General features: G+C 66.7%; 20 protein-coding genes, 1 other RNA gene and 1 pseudogene. 16 read left to right on the top strand and 6 right to left on the bottom strand.

Translation table 11 applies throughout. From position 1 onward, the window contains the following. Positions 1-15: 15 nt before the first annotated feature. Positions 16-1128 carry an Mrp/NBP35 family ATP-binding protein gene (locus ACW18B_RS17395; protein ID WP_492048271.1) on the bottom strand — a complete coding sequence of 371 codons (1113 nt, stop codon included), beginning with the start codon at positions 1126-1128 and terminating at the stop codon, positions 16-18. 241 nt (positions 1129-1369) lie between these two features. Here ACW18B_RS17395 and hflK point away from each other — a divergent pair, with 241 nt between their 5' ends. The 3 genes from hflK to ACW18B_RS17410 are packed head-to-tail and all read left to right on the top strand — an operon-like array spanning position 1370 to position 4265. Beyond that, entirely contained in the window at positions 1370-2317 is a 948-nt protein-coding gene (gene hflK / locus ACW18B_RS17400) for an FtsH protease activity modulator HflK (RefSeq protein WP_492048272.1), read from the top strand. Continuing rightward, on the top strand, positions 2314-3162 hold the full coding sequence (gene hflC / locus ACW18B_RS17405) for a protease modulator HflC (protein ID WP_492048273.1): 849 nt from the start codon (positions 2314-2316) through the stop codon (positions 3160-3162). The genes hflK and hflC overlap by 4 nt, the downstream gene beginning before the upstream one ends. A gap of 56 nt (positions 3163-3218) precedes the next feature. Further along, a complete protein-coding gene (locus ACW18B_RS17410) occupies positions 3219-4265 on the top strand; it encodes a purine nucleoside permease (protein ID WP_492048274.1) in 1047 nt (348 codons plus the stop codon). A gap of 92 nt (positions 4266-4357) precedes the next feature. Here ACW18B_RS17410 and ACW18B_RS17415 read toward each other — a convergent pair whose 3' ends face one another. Both ACW18B_RS17415 and serB read right to left on the bottom strand, forming a co-directional pair. Beyond that, complete coding sequence (locus ACW18B_RS17415) at positions 4358-5023, bottom strand: HAD family hydrolase (RefSeq protein WP_492048275.1); 666 nt, start codon at positions 5021-5023, stop codon at positions 4358-4360. Continuing rightward, positions 5020-5880 carry a phosphoserine phosphatase SerB gene (gene serB, locus ACW18B_RS17420; RefSeq protein WP_492048276.1) on the bottom strand — a complete coding sequence of 287 codons (861 nt, stop codon included), beginning with the start codon at positions 5878-5880 and terminating at the stop codon, positions 5020-5022. Before serB ends, ACW18B_RS17415 begins: the two co-directional genes overlap by 4 nt. 218 nt (positions 5881-6098) lie before the next feature. On the opposite strand from serB, the gene miaA reads away from it, so the two are divergent. The 7 genes and pseudogenes from miaA (at position 6099) to ACW18B_RS17455 (ending at position 11479) form a co-directional block, all read left to right on the top strand. Beyond that, the gene (miaA, locus tag ACW18B_RS17425) at positions 6099-6989 is read left to right on the top strand and encodes a tRNA (adenosine(37)-N6)-dimethylallyltransferase MiaA (RefSeq protein ID WP_492048277.1); all 891 of its coding nucleotides are present in this window, start codon (positions 6099-6101) and stop codon (positions 6987-6989) included. A 10-nt stretch (positions 6990-6999) separates the two neighbouring features. Then, positions 7000-7485 carry a CinA family protein gene (locus tag ACW18B_RS17430; RefSeq protein WP_492048278.1) on the top strand — a complete coding sequence of 162 codons (486 nt, stop codon included), beginning with the start codon at positions 7000-7002 and terminating at the stop codon, positions 7483-7485. 95 nt (positions 7486-7580) lie between these two features. Next, positions 7581-7628, top strand: a complete 48-nt coding sequence (locus ACW18B_RS17435) for a hypothetical protein (RefSeq protein ID WP_492051766.1) — start codon at positions 7581-7583, stop codon at positions 7626-7628. Between the two features lie 103 nt (positions 7629-7731). Further along, on the top strand, positions 7732-9540 hold the full coding sequence (locus tag ACW18B_RS17440) for an acetolactate synthase 3 large subunit (RefSeq protein WP_492048279.1): 1809 nt from the start codon (positions 7732-7734) through the stop codon (positions 9538-9540). A gap of 178 nt (positions 9541-9718) precedes the next feature. Then, positions 9719-9916 (top strand): annotated as a pseudogene (locus ACW18B_RS17445) (GIY-YIG nuclease family protein); the annotation flags it as partial. 111 nt (positions 9917-10027) lie between these two features. Beyond that, the gene (gene ilvN / locus ACW18B_RS17450) at positions 10028-10582 is read left to right on the top strand and encodes an acetolactate synthase small subunit (protein ID WP_492051768.1); all 555 of its coding nucleotides are present in this window, start codon (positions 10028-10030) and stop codon (positions 10580-10582) included. Between the two features lie 24 nt (positions 10583-10606). Beyond that, positions 10607-11479, top strand: coding sequence for a hypothetical protein (locus tag ACW18B_RS17455; protein WP_492048280.1), 873 nt, complete (start codon positions 10607-10609; stop codon positions 11477-11479). A gap of 136 nt (positions 11480-11615) precedes the next feature. Here the strand turns inward: ACW18B_RS17455 and ACW18B_RS17460 are convergent, their stop codons facing one another. Continuing rightward, a complete protein-coding gene (locus ACW18B_RS17460) occupies positions 11616-12527 on the bottom strand; it encodes an AraC family transcriptional regulator (protein WP_492048281.1) in 912 nt (303 codons plus the stop codon). Between the two features lie 335 nt (positions 12528-12862). Between ACW18B_RS17460 and ACW18B_RS17465 the strand changes: the two genes are divergently transcribed. The 6 genes from ACW18B_RS17465 (at position 12863) to ACW18B_RS17490 (ending at position 17462) form a co-directional block, all read left to right on the top strand. Further along, complete coding sequence (locus tag ACW18B_RS17465) at positions 12863-13129, top strand: Atu4866 domain-containing protein (RefSeq protein WP_492048282.1); 267 nt, start codon at positions 12863-12865, stop codon at positions 13127-13129. Next, positions 13108-13473, top strand: a transfer-messenger RNA (tmRNA) gene (gene ssrA, locus ACW18B_RS17470). The genes ACW18B_RS17465 and ssrA overlap by 22 nt, the downstream gene beginning before the upstream one ends. 269 nt (positions 13474-13742) lie before the next feature. Beyond that, entirely contained in the window at positions 13743-14228 is a 486-nt protein-coding gene (locus ACW18B_RS17475) for an SspB family protein (protein ID WP_492048283.1), read from the top strand. A gap of 3 nt (positions 14229-14231) precedes the next feature. After that, a complete protein-coding gene (locus ACW18B_RS17480; RefSeq protein ID WP_492048284.1) occupies positions 14232-14702 on the top strand; it encodes a PaaI family thioesterase in 471 nt (156 codons plus the stop codon). Between the two features lie 204 nt (positions 14703-14906). Continuing rightward, complete coding sequence (locus ACW18B_RS17485) at positions 14907-17012, top strand: serine hydrolase domain-containing protein (protein ID WP_492048285.1); 2106 nt, start codon at positions 14907-14909, stop codon at positions 17010-17012. A gap of 63 nt (positions 17013-17075) precedes the next feature. Then, positions 17076-17462 (top strand): hypothetical protein, encoded by a 387-nt coding sequence (locus ACW18B_RS17490; RefSeq protein WP_492048286.1) that lies wholly within the window; start codon positions 17076-17078, stop codon positions 17460-17462. Here the strand turns inward: ACW18B_RS17490 and ACW18B_RS17495 are convergent. Together ACW18B_RS17495 and ACW18B_RS17500 are read right to left on the bottom strand one after the other, a co-directional pair. Further along, complete coding sequence (locus ACW18B_RS17495) at positions 17430-17846, bottom strand: RusA family crossover junction endodeoxyribonuclease (protein ID WP_492048287.1); 417 nt, start codon at positions 17844-17846, stop codon at positions 17430-17432. The genes ACW18B_RS17490 and ACW18B_RS17495 overlap by 33 nt on opposite strands. Next, positions 17843-18382 carry a DUF1697 domain-containing protein gene (locus ACW18B_RS17500; protein WP_492048288.1) on the bottom strand — a complete coding sequence of 180 codons (540 nt, stop codon included), beginning with the start codon at positions 18380-18382 and terminating at the stop codon, positions 17843-17845. The genes ACW18B_RS17495 and ACW18B_RS17500 overlap by 4 nt, the downstream gene beginning before the upstream one ends. Positions 18383-18417: the final 35 nt, after the last annotated feature.

An 18417-nucleotide genomic window follows, 5' to 3' on the forward strand; every position in this document is an offset into this window, starting at 1 on the left:
AGGCTGGCTGACCCATCAGGGCGCGACGGTCTTCCAAAGGGCGCTGGCCGCCTCGACAAAGGCCTTGGCCGCCGCGCTGTCCGGCGCGCCCAGCACCACCGGAACCCCGCCGTCGCCGCCTTCGCGGACCGCCAGTTCGATCGGCACCTGAGCCAGCACCGGCACACCCAGCACCTTGGCCTCGGCCACGCCGCCGCCAGCGCCGAAGATCGGGATCGGAGCGCCGGTGGCGGGATCGGCGAAGAAGGCCATGTTCTCGATCAGCCCCAGGATCGGGGTCGCGGTCTTGCCGAACATCACCGCCGCGCGGCGGGCGTCGATCAGGGCGATCTCCTGCGGTGTGGTCACCAGCACCGCGCCGTCGATGCGCAGTTTCTGCACGAGGGTGAGCTGAACGTCGCCGGTGCCCGGCGGCAGATCGACAACCAGCACGTCCAGAGGCGCGGCGTCCGAGCCCCAAGCGACGTCATGGATCATCTGGCGCACCGCCGACGAGGCCATCGGCCCGCGCCAGATCATCGCCTTGCCCTCATCGACCAGGAAGCCGATCGACATGATCTTGATCCCGTGGGCCTCCAGGGGCTGAAGTTTCCCGTCCTCAAACGCGGGCTCACCGTCAACGCCCATCATTCTGGGGCCCGACGGGCCGTAGATGTCGGCGTCCAGCAGACCAACCTTCAGACCCATGGCCTGGAACGCGCAGGCCAGATTGGTGGCGACCGTGGACTTGCCCACGCCGCCCTTGCCGGAGGCCACCGCGATCACGTGTTTCACATGGGCGGGCTTTTCGGCTTCCGGCGGCGGGACCATGCGGGCCTGCGGATCCTCGCTGACCCTGGCGCCCTTGCGCACCCGGGTTGCGCCTTCGACGGCCTGTGCGGTCAGCACCACCTGAGCGATCTCGACCCCCGGCAGGGCGGCCAGGGCCTTCTCGGCGGCTTCGCGCACCGGCCCGTAGGCGGCGGCCTGCGCTGCGGGAACCTCCAGCATGAAGCCGGCGCGGCCGTTGCGCACGACCAGACCCTGAACCAGGCCAGCCGCGACCAGCCCCTGGCCGCTGACTGGATCCAGGATGCGATCCAGCGCAGAACGGGCGTCGTCGAGGGGGGTGGAAGCAGCGGCGGTCACGTGCAAGTCTTGTCTCACTAAGCGGGCGACCTCATATCCGCGTGCGGGGGATGTTTTACAACCCCGATCAAAATAAGCCGACGGGAAGACAACACCGCTCATGCCTTGGAATGACAATGCCGGCCCTGGTCCCTGGGGTTCTCCGCCGTCTGGCGGCGATAAGGACAAGTCCGATCGCCCCAATCCTGGTCCGCGCCGCCCCATGGGTGGTCCGCAAGGTCCAGTCGACCTGAATCAGATCTTGGAAGACCTCACCGAACGGCTGCGTCGCAATTTCCAGGGGCCTGAACGCCCGCGCGCCATCGCCGCGACCGCCGCCGGCCTCATCGTGTTGTGGGGCCTGACGGGCATCTACATGATCCAGCCCAAGCAACAGGGCGTGGTCACCACCTTCGGCGCGTTTTCACGCACCGCGGCGCCCGGCCTGCGCTATCACCTGCCCTTCCCGATCGAGTCCGTCGAAAAGGTGTCCGTCACGGCCATCCAGACGACCGACATCGGCGGCGGCGACGACGCTCAGGGCAGCGATGAGCGTCTGATGCTGACCAGCGACGAGAACATCGTCGATCTCAGCTTCAAGGTGCAGTGGCGCATCTCCAGCGCGCCCAAATATCTGTTCAATGTCCGCGATCCCGACACCGTGATCCGGGCGATCGGCGAAAGCGCCATGCGCGAAGTGGTCGGCAAGACCGCCCTGACGCCGATCCTGACCACAGGCCGCGGCCAGGTGCAGGAATCGGCCAAGGTGCTGATCCAGCAAATCCTCGACCGTTATGACGCCGGGGTCTTTGTCGAAAGCGTGCAGATCCAGACCGCAACCCCGCCGCCGCCGGTCATCGACGCCTTCCGCGACGTCCAGCGCGCCAGCCAGAACGCCCAGTCCGCCGCCAATATCGCGCGCGGCCAGGGCGCCCAGATCGTCCAGCAGGCCAAGGGCTATAACGCCCAGGTCGTGCGCGGCGCGGCCGGTGAAGCCGCACGCTTCAACCAGGTCTATGACCAGTACAAGCTGGCCCCCGCCGTCACCCGCGAACGTCTCTACATCGAGACCATGCAGCGGGTGCTCTCCAATTCGAACAAGGTCATCATCGACAGCAAGGGCGCCAGCGCCCCGGTGATCCTGCCGCCCGACGCATTCAGACCCAAGACCGCCACCGTGATCAAGCCCGTCGACGGAGCCGCCCAATGAGCCGTCCTCAAAACCGTCTGACCGCCATCGGCGTCGCCGCCGGCGCCGTTCTCGTGCTGATGGGCATGACCGTCTATCAGGTCGAGCAACGCCAGCAGGCCCTGGTTGTCCGCTTCGGCGATCCGATCCGGGTGGTCCGCACGCCGGGCCTGCACCTGAAGGCGCCGTTCCTCGACCGCGTGGTCAAGTTCGACAATCGTAACATCGAACTCAACGCCGCCCGGGAAGAGGTGATCGCCGCCGACCAGGAACGCCTGGTGGTCGACGCCTTCGTCCGTTACCGGATCACCGATCCCCGGCAGTTCTATCGCACCCTGGGGGATGAAGGCGTGGCCGCCGATCGTCTCGATTCGATCGTCAACGCCGCGCTGCGCCAGACCATCGGCCGCGCGACGTCCAAGGAGGTCATCGCCCAGAAGCGCGCCCAGGTCATGGCCCAGATCCGTAACGAGGTGGCGCAACAGGCCAAGGCGTCCGACCTCGGGGTCGAGATCATCGACGTGCGCATCAAGCGCGCCGACCTGCCCGAGGCCAACCAGAAAGCGGTGTTCGAGCGCATGCAAACCGCCCGCCAGCAGGAAGCCGCCGAGATCCGGGCCATCGGCGAGCAGCGCAAGCGCGAGATCATCGCCACGGCCACCGAAGAAGGCGAAAAGATCCGCGGCGAAGGCGACGCGCAACGCTCGGAGCTCTACGCTTCAAGCTTTGGACGTGATCCCAGCTTCGCGGCGTTCTATCGCTCGATGCAGGCTTATGAGGCGTCTCTTGGCCAAGGCGACGCCACCCTGGTGCTTTCGCCCGACAGCGCCTTCTTCAAGTACTTCCAGAAGGGCCCGCAGGGCTAGTAAGACGCGGGGGCTGCGGGATTCTCTCGCAGCCCCTGTTCTTGCCAAGGAAGCCCATGCGTCGTTTCACGGCTCTCGCCTGTCTGCTGGTTGCGTGCCTGACAGCCGCCCCCGCCCTCGCTGCGCCGCTGGAGGTGCGGGTCGTGGTGGTCACCGCTTTCGAGATCGGCGAGGACACCGGCGACAAGGCCGGCGAATTCCAGGCCTGGGCCCAGACCATGCCCGAGACGCTGCCCTTCAAGGCCGGCTTCCGCAACCTCCGCTATGATCCGGCCCGCAAGACCCTGCTGCTGTCGACCGGCATGGGCACCAGCCGCGCGGCGATCTCGACCCTGGCCCTGGGCCTGGACCCGCGCTTTGACCTCTCCAAGGCCTACTGGCTGGTGGCGGCCATCGCCGGGGTCAATCCCGACAAGGGCTCGGTGGGTTCGGCCGCCTGGATCGGCGCGGTGATCGACAGCGACTTCGGCTACGCCATCGACCCGCGCGAGACGCCCAAGGGCTGGACGACCGGCCAGATCCCGTTCGAGCGCAAGGCGCCCTACGAAACCCCTGCCCCCGCCCTGCCCAATTCAAACCTGTTCCCGCTGAACACCGGCCTGCGCGACTGGGCCTTCGACCTGACGCGCGACGCGGCCATCCCCGACAATGTCGCGCTGCAGGCGATGCGCGCGCCCTATGTCGGTCTGCCCAAGGCCCAGACCCCGCCCATGGTGCTGAAGGGCGACGAGGTCAGCGGCCAGGCCTTCTGGCACGGCGCGATCCTCAACCAGCATTTCGAGGCCTGGTCCAATTACTGGACCGGCGGTCAGGACGGCTTCGTGATGACCGGCATGGAAGACACCGGAGTTGTGGCCGCCCTCGACGCCCTGGGCCGCATCGGCCGCGCCGATCCCAAGCGCGTTCTGGTGCTGCGCACCGCCAGCAACTACACGACCCCACCGCCCGGCGGCGACGCGGCGGCCAATCTGCTGGGCGAGCATACGGGCGTTCCGGCCCTGCAATCCTCGCTGGACGCGGCCTTCAAGGTCGGCGGCGTGGTGGTCGAGGAACTGGTGACGAACTGGCCGCGCTATGCCGACACGGTTCCGGGCGGCCAATAGCGTAAGCCCTCAAACACCCGCTCTTCCCGGCGAAGGCCGGGGAGAGCGGAGGATTGTGACAGCTCCTCCACACTATCGAGCGGCAGCAACGCTCAAACTGACGCCTTCAACAGGTCCAGCACCACGTGCAGGCTGTCGGCGATGTGGACGCACTTGTCGTGCATTTCCTCGGTCGGATCGAGAATGTCGGGCACCATCACCGTCATCATGCCTGCGGCATGGGCGGCGCGGACGCCGGGGTGGGAGTCCTCAAGCGCCAGGCACACGGCGGGATCGATACTGATGCGACGCGCGGCTTCCAGATAGGGATCCGGATGCGGCTTGTGGCGCGTGACGTCGGCATGAGCGACCACCGCATTGAAGCGGGGCAGCAGACCAAACCGACCCAGATACTTCTCGACCGCGCCGAAGCCGTTCGAGGTGGCGATGGCGCGCGGCAGGCCGATGTCGTCCAGATAGTCGAGGATCTCGATCACGCCGGTCTTCAGCCTGGTTTCAGCCTCGAGCAGATCCTCGACATCGTTCCAGACCCGTTCGAAATAGGCCTGGACCGGAAAGGTCTCGCCATACAGGCCGCGCAGCATCACCCCGCACTCGGGATTGGTCTTGCCGACCATCGAGGCATAGACCTCGCCAGTGAAGCCGATACCGAAGGTCGCGCCCGCCTCGATCATGGCCGCGCGATAGACGATCTCGGTGTCCAGCAGCAGGCCGTCCATGTCGAAGACCACCGCCTCGACGCGGCGCGGAAAGCTCACGAGACGAACTCCGAAGCCTTGTAGCCCTGGAAGTAGAGCAAGGCGGTGAGGTCGGCGTGGTCGACCTTGGCGTGAGCCTGGGCCGCCACGATCGGCTTGGCGCGATAGGCGACGCCCAGGCCGGCGACCTCGATCATCGCCAGATCATTGGCGCCGTCACCGACCGCCAGGGCGTCGGCCGGCGTCAGGCCCAGGGCGGCCGTCTCTTCGCGCAGGGCGGCCAGCTTGGCCTCCTTGCCCAGGATCGGATCGCCGACCTGACCGGTCAGCTTGCCGTCCGCCTCGATCAGGGTGTTGGCGCGGTTGAGGTGAAAGCCCGCCGCCGCCGCCACGCGGCCGGTGAAGAAGGTGAAACCGCCCGACACCAGGGCGCAGCGCGCGCCATGGGCCGCCATGGTCTCAACCAGGGTCTTGGCGCCGGGATTGAGCCGCACGCGCTCGTCATAGCAGGTTTGCAGGGCGTCAACCGACAGGCCCGTCAGCATGCCGACCCGCTCACGCAGGGCCCCTTCGAAGGCCAGCTCGCCGCGCATGGCCCGCTCGGTGATCTCCGAGACCCTGGCCTTGACGCCGGCGAAGTCGGCCAGCTCGTCCAGGCATTCGACATTGATGATCGTGGAGTCCATGTCGGCGATCAGCAACCGCTTCCTGCGGTTCTCGGCCGAAGTCACCGCGAAGTCGACCGGCAGGCCATCGGTCGCCGTCTTGGCGGCCGCATCCAGCGCAGCCGCCTCACCTTCGACCGCGATCTCGACCGCGTCGGGGCCCAGAACCTCGCCCGCGCCGCGACCAAACAAGGCGACGGCGCGCGCCAGGGCGCTGGCGTCAGGGCTCACGAAGACGACAATCTGGACCATGGCGCGGGGCGTAGACCGGCGCGCCGTCCAGATCAACCTTCCCTCGGCCGGGATTGATGCTAAGGCCAAGCTCAAGGCAATCCGGAAGGACCTTATGGCCGCGAACCGAACCGAGGATCTGGCGACACCCGCCGCGATCGGCGTCGTCGCCGCCTTTGTCGCCACGATGGGGCGCGGCCTGACTTGACCTGCGGCCTTTGTCGACCAAGGGTCCGCGCATGACCGTTTCGCCCGTCACCCTGATCGCCGGCCCCACCGCCAGCGGCAAGTCGGCCTTCGCCCTGAAGCTGGCCCGCGAGACCGGGGCCGAGATCGTCAACGCCGACTCCATGCAGATCTATGCCGGCCTGCGGGTGCTGACCGCCGGACCTTCGCCGGACGAGATGGCCGCCGTTCCGCACCATCTGTTCGGCGCGGTGGACGCTGCGCAAAGCTGGTCGGTGGCCAAGTGGCTGGAAGCGGCGATGGCGGCGCTGCGCGACATCGATCATCGCGGCAAGCGGGCCATCGTGGTGGGCGGCACCGGCCTCTATTTCCGCGCCCTGACCCATGGCCTGGCCGATGTGCCGGCGGTTTCGGAGACCCAGCGCGAGATCTCGGGCCTGCTCTACGCCGCCAAGGGCGAACCCGAATTTCGCGACCTGCTCAGTGAACTCGATCCCGAGGCGGCGGAGCGGATCGAGATCGGCGACCGCCAGCGCCTGGTTCGCGCCCATGCCGTCGCCATCGCCACGGGCCGTTCCCTGACCGCCTGGCAGAAGGACACCCGTCCCGCCCTGGCGCCGGACAGCTGGACGGGCCGGGTGCTCGACATCCCGCGGGCCGATCTTTACGCCCGCTGCGACGCCCGCCTCGCGATCATGGTCGAGCATGGGGCCCTGGACGAGGTGGCGGCGATGGAAGCCCGCAAACTGAGCCCCGCCCTGCCCGCCCTCAAGGCCCTGGGCTATCCGCAACTGGCCGCCCATCTGCGCGGCGAGGTCAGCCTGGACCAGGCCCTGGACGCCGCGCGACAGGAAACCCGTCGCTACGCCAAGCGCCAACTGACCTGGTTCAGGAACCAGACGCCCGACTGGGCGCGGGTTTCGGGGACGGATCCAAATTCGTAAGGAAAATCCCATGTCCGACCTCAACGCCCTGGCCGAACGGGTCGCCCAGCGGCTGACCGAGCGCGGCGAAACCCTCGCCATCGCCGAGTCCTCGGCCGGCGGCCTGATCTCGGCGGCCCTGCTGGCCGTGCCCGGCGCTTCGAAATTCTATGTCGGCGGGGCGGTCGTCTATACGGCCCGGGCGCGCCTGACCCTGATGGACATCCCGCAGAAGGCCATGGACGGTCTGCGCTCGGCCAGCGAGCCCTATGCCGTGATGCTGGCCCGCGTGGCGCGCAAGAATCTGAAAGCGACCTGGGGTCTTTCCGAGACCGGCGCGGCCGGACCCGACGGCAACCGCTATGGCGACCTGCCCGGCCACTGCTGCATGGCCGTGGTGGGCGAAGAGGCCTCGGTCAGCGCCACCCTGGAAACCGGCAGCGATGACCGGCCGGCCAACATGCAGGCCTTCGCCCGGGCCGCGTTAAAGCTGCTGCTCGACACGCTCGAAAGCTGAAACGGGACCGCAGGGCACATCCTTGCCTTAAAACCCGCCTTGACGCTCCCCATTGCGCATGGCATGACCCTTTCCGTAGCTTTGGAGCAAAACTCGTGCGCAAAACCATGATCGTACTTATGGAGCGGCCGTCCGCGATGTGACCTCGAAGTCACGTCGTAGTTCGGTCGCGCGCGCAAAAAGGTCCTTCGGGGCCTTTTTTCTTTTCAACTTTCCCCTTCCAGCCTTCCCCATCGGACCCGTCCCATGACCGCCCACCAGACCATCGAGAGCCAGGCTCCCGCCGCCGCCGACACCTCCCGCGCCATGACCGGCGCCGAGATCGTGGTTCGCGGCCTTGTGGACCAGGGCGTCGAGGTGCTGTTCGGCTATCCGGGCGGCGCCGTCCTGCCGATCTATGACGCGCTGTTCCATGAGCCGCGCCTGCAGCACATCCTGGTTCGCCATGAACAGGGCGCGACCCACGCGGCCGAAGGCTATGCGCGCAGCTCGGGCAAGCCCGGCGTCGTCCTGGTCACTTCGGGCCCCGGCGCGACCAACGCCATCACCGGCATCATGGACGCCCTGATGGACTCCATCCCGATGGTCGTCATCACCGGCCAGGTCCCCACCCACCTGATCGGCACCGACGCCTTCCAGGAAGCCGACACGGTCGGCATGACCCGCTCGTGCACCAAGCACAACTATCTGGTCAAAGACGTCCGCGACCTGCCGCAGATCATCCATGAGGCCTTCAAGATCGCCACCACAGGGCGTCCGGGCCCCGTGCTGATCGACATCCCCAAGGACGTCCAGTTCGCCCAGGGCGAATATTACGGCCCGACGGAAGTCAGCTCGACCCACGCCTACAGCCCCAAGACCAAGGGCGAGCAGGGCCGTATCGCAGAGGCCGCCAGGCTGATCGCCGGCGCGCGCCGGCCGATCTTCTACACCGGCGGCGGCGTCATCAACGCCGGCCCCAAGGCCAGCGCACTGCTGCGCGAATTCCAGGCGATGACCGGCGCGCCGGTCACCTCGACCCTGATGGGCCTGGGCGCCTTCCCGGCGGCGGATCCCGCCTGGCTGGGCATGCTGGGCATGCACGGCACCTTCGAAGCCAACAACGCCATGCACGATTGCGACGTGATGATCTGCGTCGGCGCCCGCTTCGATGACCGCGTCACCGGTCGGCTGGACGCCTTCTCGCCCGGCAGCAAGAAGATCCACATCGATATCGACGCCTCGTCGATCAACAAGAATGTCCGCGTCGACCTGCCGATCATCGGCGACGCCGCCAGCATCCTGGAAGACCTGATCGCCGCCTGGAAAGCCGCCGGCCATCAGCCCAACAAGGCCGCCCTGAGCGACTGGTGGGCCCAGATCGACACTTGGCGGGCGCGTCAGTGCCTGAACTATCGGGGCTCTGACACCACCATCAAGCCGCAGTACGCCATCGAGCGCCTGTACGCCCTGACCAAGGATCGCGACAGCTACATCACCACCGAGGTCGGCCAGCACCAGATGTGGGCCGCGCAGTTCTATCGCTTCGAGGAACCCAATCGCTGGATGACCTCCGGCGGCCTGGGCACGATGGGCTACGGCCTGCCCGCCGCCATCGGCGTGCAACTGGCCCATCCCGGTTCGCTGGTCATCGACATCGCCGGCGAAGCCTCGATCCAGATGTGCATTCAGGAGCTGTCGACGGCCATCCAGTTCAACCTGCCGGTCAAGATCTTCATCCTCAACAACGAATGGATGGGCATGGTCCGCCAGTGGCAGCAACTGCTGCACGGCGAGCGCTACAGCCACTCCTATTCCGACAGCCTGCCTGACTTCGTGAAGCTGGCCGAGGCCTATGGCGCCGTCGGCATCCGCTGCAGCGACCCGGCCGAGCTGGACGGCAAGATCCTGGAGATGATCAACAGCGACAAGGTCGTGGTGTTCGACTGCCGCGTCGAGAAGCACGAGAACTGCCTGCCGATGATCCCCTCGGGCAAGGCCCACAACGAGATGATCATGGGCGACGTCGAGGATATCGGCAACGTCATCGGCGAGGCCGGCGCGGGGCTGGTCTAAAAGGCGGTGCGTCCTTCGAGGCCCTCCTGCGGAGGGCGCCTCAGGATGAGGTAAAAAGTAGAAGCGGCGTTTTTCTGCTTTCGGGACCCGTACAAATTTCCTCATCCTGAGGTGCTCGCCCCGGCGAGCCTCGAAGGACGCAGGGCCGATGTACGATCTCCACAGCGCCTGGGTGTACATGCTGAGATGTCGCGATGGCTCTTACTATGTTGGGTCTCATCGCGGTGCAGACGTCGAGACGCGTATCGCCCAACACCAGGATGGTCGCGGAGGGAACTATACCTCCTGCCGCCTACCGGTGGAGCTTGTCTGGTGTGAAGCTTTTCAGTTCATCACCGACGCCATCACCGCGGAACGTCGCATCAAGGGTTGGTCCCGAGCCAAGAAAGAGGCGATGATGAGAGGCGAATGGGATGCGCTACCTTCCTTGTCGCGTCGCCGTGGCGGCAAACCAAAACAACAAGAGCACATAGAACAGAGCGCCCTGATGACCAACGCCCCCTCCGCCTCCGGTTCCGCCTATGACATGCCCGCCGCCGCCCAGGCCGAGCAGACGGCGACCTTCGCCCTGCTGGTCGACAACGAACCGGGCGTGCTGCACCGCGTGGTCGGGCTGTTCGCCGCGCGCGGCTACAATATCGAGAGCCTCACGGTCGCCGAGACCGACCACAACGCCCATACCAGCCGCATCACCGTGGTGACGCGCGGCACGCGCCAGACCCTGGACCAGATCGAAGCCCAGCTTCACAAGGTGGTCAGCGTTCGCCGGGTGCACGACGTGACCCGCGACCCCAATGGTGTCGAGCGCGAACTGGCCCTGATCAAGGTGCGCGGCTCGGGCGCCGATCGGGTCGAGGCCCTGCGCATCGCCGACATCTTCCGCGCCAAGCCGGTCGACACCACCCTGGAAAGCTTCGTGTTCGAGATCTCGGGCGCGCCGTCCAAGATCGACAAGTTCCTGGATCTGATGCGCCCGCTGGGTCTTGTGGAACTGTCGCGCACCGGCGTGCTGTCCATCGAGCGCGGCTTCGAAGGGATGTAGCGGCCCAGGGGCGGAGATGTGACGATGGGCCTGGCTGGATTGATCGCGGGCCTGGTCCTCGCCGCCCAGCAGGCGCCACAGCCGCTAGCGCCCGACCTGCCGCCGCCCGCCCCAGATCCGGCCGCCTGGTGGTCAGCCGACTCGCCGAAGCCCTCGCCTGACGTCGATCCGCTCTATGGCCGTCGCCTGGGTCGGCATGAAGAGCCCATCCCGATCGCAAACGGCGTCGATCCCCTGCTCTATCGCCTGTGGGGCCTGCAGCCGCTGCAGAACCAGCTGGTGCGGCGCGGTGAGATGATCCTCGAAGTCTGGGCGCGGCCGGCGCGCGGCGTTCGCCAGGCGGTGATCCGGGTGACGATGCGGCGCGACGGTCGCGCCTTCGTCCAGGCCCGCGCCGGCCTGGGCTGCTGCGCGCCGGAGATCGAGCGGCGGGTCGATATCAACGCCGAGCTGCCCTCCGACCAGATCCCCCCGCTCAGAGCCCTGAGCGGAGCGGCCCTGTGGAGCGCCCCCCGGGACGTGACCATCGACTATGGCGACGGTTCAGTGTCGCCGGTGTGCCTGGACGGCGTGGCCTGGGACGTCACCCTTGTGGTCGCGGGGCAGGCCCGGCATCTGCGGCGGGCCTGTGACGACGCGGAGGTGGGCTCAATCGCGCAAGCCCTGTCCCTGGCGCTGGGCGCGGCGGTCGGGCGCGACGCCCGCTTCGACGCGCTGTTTCCCCGAGGCGCGGACTTCTCGCCGCAGAAGGCCGCCCATGACGACCTGATCGCCTCTGGCGGCGCCTTGAAGCCCGCCGCCAACGCCCGGCCCCAGCCGCCCGCCGTGCCGGCGCCGCCGGACGATGAAGCCGGCGACGCCCCGCCCGATCCGGTCAACCCGCGCCCGACGCCCTGAGCCGCAGGCCGGCCGCTCGCGGCGCCGTCCGAGCCTGGAGCAAGGCGCGTGAAATCGGACTCACGCACCTTGCTCCAGGTTTTTGTTTTCGCATCGTTTTTGCGGAAAGCCGGCGTCCACTTTTCCGCACGATGCTTTAGGTTTCCAGCACCATATCGGGAAGCTCGCGCAGCCGCGCGGCGTCCCTCAGCGGCGGCGCGCCGAACAGCCGGGCATATTCGCGGCTGAACTGGGAAGGACTGTCATAGCCCACCGTGTGCCCCGCCGTGGCGCAGTCCAGATGCTGAACCAGGATCAGTCGCCGCGCTTCCTGCAGCCGAAGCTGCTTCTGGTACTGCAGGGGCGATAAGGCGGTCACCGCCTTGAAATGCTGATGCAGGGCCGAGGCGCTCATCCTGGCCTCGGCGGCCACGTCCTCGATGCTGAACGGCTGGGAGAAGTTGCGCTTGATCCAGCCGATCGCGCGGTTGATCTGGCGCAACCGGCCATCGGCGCGCGCGATCTGGGCCAGGCGAGGCCCCTGCTCTCCGGTCAACAGCCGATAGAGGATCTCGCGCTCGATCAACGGCGCCAGCACGGCGGCGTGTTCGGGGGCTTCCATCAGCCTCACCATGCGGCAGACGGCGTCGAACAGGTCCGGCGTCATGGCGCCGGCCGACATGCCGCCCACCAGCGGCGCGGACGCATCCAGCCGCCCGGCCATGCCGGTCTCCATGATCATCTCGCTGATCATGTTGGGGTCCAGCGTGATGCGGAAGCTCAGATAGGGCGCCTCGGGCGAGGCCTCGATCACCTGCCCGACCACCGGGACATCCACCGAGGCCAGGAAAAAATTGTGGTCGTCATAGTGGTGCACGGCGTCGCCCACCAGCACCCGCTTGCGTCCCTGGGCCAGGACGCAAAAGGCCGGTTCATGCACCGCATGGACGGGTTCGCTCGGTTGGCTGACGCGGTAAAGCCCCACCCGGGGTCCGCAACAGGTCTCGTGCGCACCCTCGTTCGGCGCGAATCGTTCAATCAGGGCGGCGAGCGCCTCGCGCGTGCTCATGGAAATTCCGTTGTCTGCATGAGGCTATTCATAAGCCTTGCACGATCCTCCGTCACGCGACGCTGATCGGTTCTGCAGGATCGTGCAATCAAGTCGGAGCATCTGTCTACCAACTGGACGCGCCCGCCCGGCATAGTGAGCCCGTTCCGCTCCTCGACGCGGCAGCTCCCAAAATCTGAGTCCATGATGAGACGCTACACGCCCCCACGCGGCGCTGCGGCTCCGCGATGGTTCGTCGCCGTCCTGCTGGGCGGCGCGGCCGTGCTGACCGCCGCTACAGCCCTGCTTCCCGCTCCGGCTTTCGCCCCTACCCCTTCGTCCTGGAGGATTGCCCCATGATCGTTTCCGCCATAGTTCGGCACATGCCCGTTTCCGGCGTCTGGACCTCGCCAGACGGCTGTATCTGCCTTGAACTCCGCCCGGACGGGCGCTTTGTCGAAACACGCGACAAGCCGTTCAATCGCTTCACCGGGGTCTATGTCCTGACGGGTGAAACCCTGAAGCTGTTCGAAGATTCCGGGGCGGTCGCCACGGGGACTCTGGCCGATGGCCGCCTCAGCATCGGCCCTGTGGCGCAACGCGCCTTCCATCCCGCGCACTAAGCCCCTATATTGGATCTGTCCGGTCTCGGCCGGACTATGGGGATAAACGCGCACGTAATAAGCGGACTGGACCCGGGTGCGATTCCCGGCGGCTCCACCAATCTCTCCCAAGTTATCATGGGACTGCATGGGGCCGATCAGCATCGACAGACGTGTAAAGGTGTAATGCTTTCTCTCGGCGTGGCTCACCGTATCGGGCCGCTAAACTAACTGCGAACGATAACTTCGCTGAAGAGTTCGCTATCGCCGCGTAATGCGGTTCTAGTGAATTCGTGACTTAAGTCCTGGGGGTTCAGATCCTCAGGCGGGGCCCGGAGGGAGCCTGCCAACAGAATCCCTCCACTTTCCACCGTGGCAGCCGAGGCTCCCTCCTCTCTTTTGCGAGGAGGCATGGGGGAGCCTGCCAACAGAATCCCTCCACTTTCCACCGTGGCAGCCGAGGCTCCCTCCTCTCTTTGCGGAGAGGAACAAGGAAAGCGCGCCAGCGGATTTCGGTCTCTTAACCTTGTCGCCGAAATTTGTAGGTCAACCGAAGGTTTGCGCACCTTTGCCGGACGGCCGTGACGCGCTAGGCTGGGCATCTTGTTTCAGTTCCCAGTTCTTGACGGACCGCATGGCCCCAACCAACCCGCCTGAAGACCTTATGCAATACGAGGCCATGGCCCAGGACGCCCTGCGCGGCGTCGTGAAGGCGGCCCTTCGCAAGGCGGCGGCGCCCGGCGGCCTGCCTGAACCGCATCATCTGTACATCACCTTCAAGACCCAGGCGCCGGGCGTGTCGGGCCCGCAGGATCTGCTGGGCAAGTACCCTGACGAGATGACGATCATCCTGCAGCACCAGTACTGGGACCTGGCGCCGGGCGAGACCTTCTTCTCGGTGACCCTGAAGTTCGGCGGCCAACCCAAGCGCCTGTCGGTGCCCTATGCGGCCGTGACGCGATTCTATGATCCCTCGGTGCAGTTCGCCCTGCAGTTCGAAGCGCCCGATATCGTGCCGCCGGAACCGACCGTCGAGCCCGAGCCCGAAACCACCGCCGAGACCGGCGGCGATGACGACGCGCCCAAGATCATTTCTCTCGATCAGTTCCGGAAGAAGTAGCCGGTGAGCGAGGTCGCGGCGGACGAGCCCCAGGTTCTGACCGACGAGGCGATCCTCGAACGCTTTCGCGCCTCAAAAAACGCGCCCTCGGGTTCGCGGACCCTGGGCTTCCAACTCCTGGCCGTGCGTCAGGCGGATCGCGAGGTCGAGGTCGGCTTCGAGGCGCGCGCCGATCTGCTGTGCAACCCGATGGGCCAGATCCAGGGCGGCTATGTCTGCGCCATGCTGGATGAGTGCATGTCGGTGGCCGGCATGATCAGCTCGGGCATGACCCACGTGGTCCCGACCCTGGAGATGAAGACCAGCTTCCTGCGCCCCGCCCTGCCCGGCGCCCTGCGGGGCGTCGGCCGGGTCGTGAAGTGGGGCAAGACGGTCTGCTTCACCGAAGGCGAACTGTATGACGGCGAGGGCCGGCTTCTGGCCAAGGCCTCCGGTACGGCCATTCCGACGCCCTTCGCGCGGTTCAGGAAATAGCGCCGCAGAGCGCCTCAGGTTTCGCCGCGCCCTGCCCTTCTGCATGCCCGCTCATGAACGTCACTGAGGCGCACTCAGGAATAGACGCTGATCGTGCACGCCGCCCTTTGAACCCGGGACGAAGCGCCCTAGAACACGGATAGAACACTGTTCAGTCCTAGGGGTCGGTCCTTGACGTCGCGCCTTTCGTCCAGAGTCGCCGTGATGGCGACCATGATCGCCTTGCTATCGTCCATGGGTTCCGCCCAGGCGCAGGACACGGCCTCGCCTCCGGCCGCCGAGACCTCAGCGCCGGCTCAGGCGCTCCCGGATGCTCCCGTCCCCTACAGGACCCTGAAGCGTCGCCCGACGCGCCTGTCGGCCACGCGAGCCCGCACAGCCTCGCCAGCCGCTGCTCCTCCGGCCGCGACCAACACCCCGCAGCCTGCTCGCGTCGCCGGCGTCGCCCCCCTGCCCGCCGGTGAGCTGGAGGCCTTTGTGGACGGCCTGATCCGTCGCAGCATGACCGAGGACCACATCGCCGGCGCGACGATCGCGGTTGTTCAGAACGGCCAGGTGGTGCTGAAAAAAGGCTATGGTGTCGCCAGCCTGACAGACGGCCGCGCGGTCGATCCCGACAAGACGCTGTTCCGCATCGCCTCGATTTCCAAGACCTTCACCTGGATCGCCCTGATGAACCAGATCGAGTCCGGCCGCATGCGGCTGGACGGTCCGGTCAATCTGTATCTGCCCGAACCGCTTCAGGTGCGCGGCAAGGACAAGGCGCCGGTGCGACTTCGCGACCTGATGACCCACACGGCCGGGTTCGAGGACCGGGCCATGGGCCAGCTTTTCGAACAGGACTGGCGCCGCGTGCGGCCGCTGAACGAATATCTGCGCCAGGAACGGCCCAAGCGGGTGCGTGAGCCTGGAGCCCTGCCGGCCTATTCCAACTATGGCGCGGCCCTGGCCGGCGCCGCGGTCTCCAACGTCACCGGCAAGCGATTCGAACAGTTGATGGCGGAGGAGATCCTCTTTCCGGCCGGCATGACCCACACCACGTTCCGCGACGCCCGTCCCTGGCGCGACGATCTGCCGGCGCCGATGTCGCCCGCGCTCGCCGCAGAACGCTCCGCCGGCTTCCGCTGGACGCAGCTGGGCTGGCGCGAGCAACTGCCCGAATTGACCGGCCAGATCGCCCCGGCCGGCGGCGCCTCTTCGACGGCGGCCGACATGGCGCGCTACATGCTGCTGCTGCTGGGCGACGGAACCCTGGACGGCAAGACCATCTATTCGCCGCGTATCGCCCAGGCCTTCCGCACGACGATGTATCGCCCCACGCCGGATGCGGCGGGCTGGAACGCCGGCTTCCAGGACATCGCCCTGCCCGGCGGCCGGCGCGGCTTCGGTCACGAAGGCGACACCCTGTGGTTCCACTCCAACATGGTCCTGGTTCCCGAGTTGGGCCTGGGGATCTTCATCGCCGAGAACACCGACACCGGCGCCGACCTGCCCGGGGTGGCGCCGTCCGCCATCATTGAGCGCTTCTATTCGCCACGGCCGGCGGTGCCGGTGATCCAGCCTCTCAGCACAGAGACGGCCAGGATCTATGAAGGCGAATATCTCAGCACACGCCGCGCCTATTTTGGACTTGAGGCCTTTGTCGGTCGGTTAATCCGCACCGCCAGGGTGCGGATGACGCCAGACGGCCAATTGGCCATTCTCGTCGACGGCAAGCCCACCCTATGGAACGCCACCGACAAGCCGGGCGTCTTCAAATCCGCCGACGGCCCCAGGATCGTCGCCTTCGAAATCCAGGGCGGGCGCGCAACACGCTTCTACCCGGCCAACGGTTTGTCGGCCTTCGAGCGCGTCCGTTTCCCGCTCGGGTCGGGATTGCTGATCTGGATCGTGTCTCTGTCGGCCCTGGCGGCGATCGCCACCCTGGCGGGCGTGTTCATCCGCGATCGACGCGAGACCCGTCAAACGCCGACCCAGACCCGTGCCAACCTGTTGCAGACCACCCAGGCGGCGCTGTGGCTGATCTCGCTGGGTTGCGTGGGCGCGTTCGCCAGTAAATCCAATGACATGGCCGCGGTCTTCTTCGGCTGGCCCAGCGGCTGGCTGGTGACCGCCTCGGCCTGCGCCCTGGTGGCCAGCGTCCTCACCGCCGTGACCCTGGTCATGGCGCCGGTGGTCTGGCGCGGCGGCCGCCGGGTCGACAGCTGGACCACCCTGCGCAAGCTGGCCTTCACCTTTACGGCCCTGCTCTACACCGTGCTGGCCGTCCTGCTGGCGATGTGGAACTTCCTGCTGCCGTGGAGCAGCTGAAGCCCGCCGCACGGCGCTGAAATTGCACCGCTGCCTCCTGGGAAAGCCTTGGGAGGGGATGACGTGTCAAAACAGGACGGTTTGGTGTTTGGCGGCGCGGGCTTGGGGGCCTGGCTCGCCGCGACCTTGTTCTATGCGGCGTTCGGCGGGGCGGTGCTGGAAAGCACCTTCTGGTTCTACGCCATCAACGCCTTTCTGGCGGCGGCGTTCGGAACGTTCGTCTTTCACATCACCGCGCGACTTCGTCACATTCGGCGCGGCAAGCGGATGTTGCCGATGCTGGCCTTCATCACGCCGGGGCTGATCGGCAGCGCGCTGGTGATCGGCCAGTTCGAGAACCTGATGCCATTCGCCGATCCCGTCAGCGTCGGTCGCTACGGCGCCTTCCTGGCGGTGCTGTTCACCGCCCTGGCGGCGTCAGTCTTCGAGCGTCCGTCTCAAAAGGCCTGACGCGCGCTTTCGCACGAGGATGATGATCCGCTCGCGATCCCCCGGCCGGCGCTCCACCAGCAGCCGGCCGACCTGGGCGTCGTCGTGAAAGGCGTAACCCTTGATCGAGTCGAGCAAGGCCTTGGCCAGGTTATCCAGATCCATCCACGGCGGCTCGCCGACATAGTCCATGAAGATGTCGACCTCGAACTCGCCCCAGGCCGGGCGGGAACCGCGCCAGACCTTGCGGAAGAACTCGTAGATCAACGGCTTGTAGTACTTGCCCTGGGTGGTCAGGCCGTCGACCACCAGGGTCAGCTCGCCGGCGCCCTCGCGGGCGCGAACCTTGCCGTGGTGGGTCCAGTCAGCGCCGTCCAGGTCAAGGCTCCCCTTCTCCGGGATCATTGGCCGACCATCTGGGCCAGCTTTTGAACCGTGTTCCAATTGCGGGTCGTACCGGTGGGATAGCGCTTGGTCTTCTTCCAGTCGCGATCCAGCATCGACTCGCCGATGCCGTCCTTGAAGTCGATATAGAGCTCGCGCCCGTCAGCGTGAAACTCCTCTCGACCCGTGATGGCCGCACGCAGAATCGCGACCGCATCGTCGGCGATCGGTTCTTTGAGGAAATTGACCAGCAGGTGGTTGGGCCGCGTGATCGCCTGGTCGTGGAACGGATTGGCGGCGATGACCGCCTTCAGCTCGGCCGGCGAACGCACCATGAAGTCGGTGCGCAGACCCATGCGCTTTTCCAGGCCGTCCTCCAGGCGCTGCTCCAGCGCCGCGCCGCCCTCGGACGCGCCCCACAGCACCAGGTTGCCGCTCGCCAGCAGGGTCTTGGCTTGATCAAAGCCCATGTCCCTGGCCAGGCCCAGCAGATCCTCCTTGAGCACCTTGCGGCCGCCGACATTGACGCCGCGTAAGAGAGCGATGTGCGGGCTCATGGGCTAGAGGCGCTCGACCTTGACGGCCGCGCCGT

Source organism: Caulobacter sp. FV2ps19, assembly GCF_058681035.1.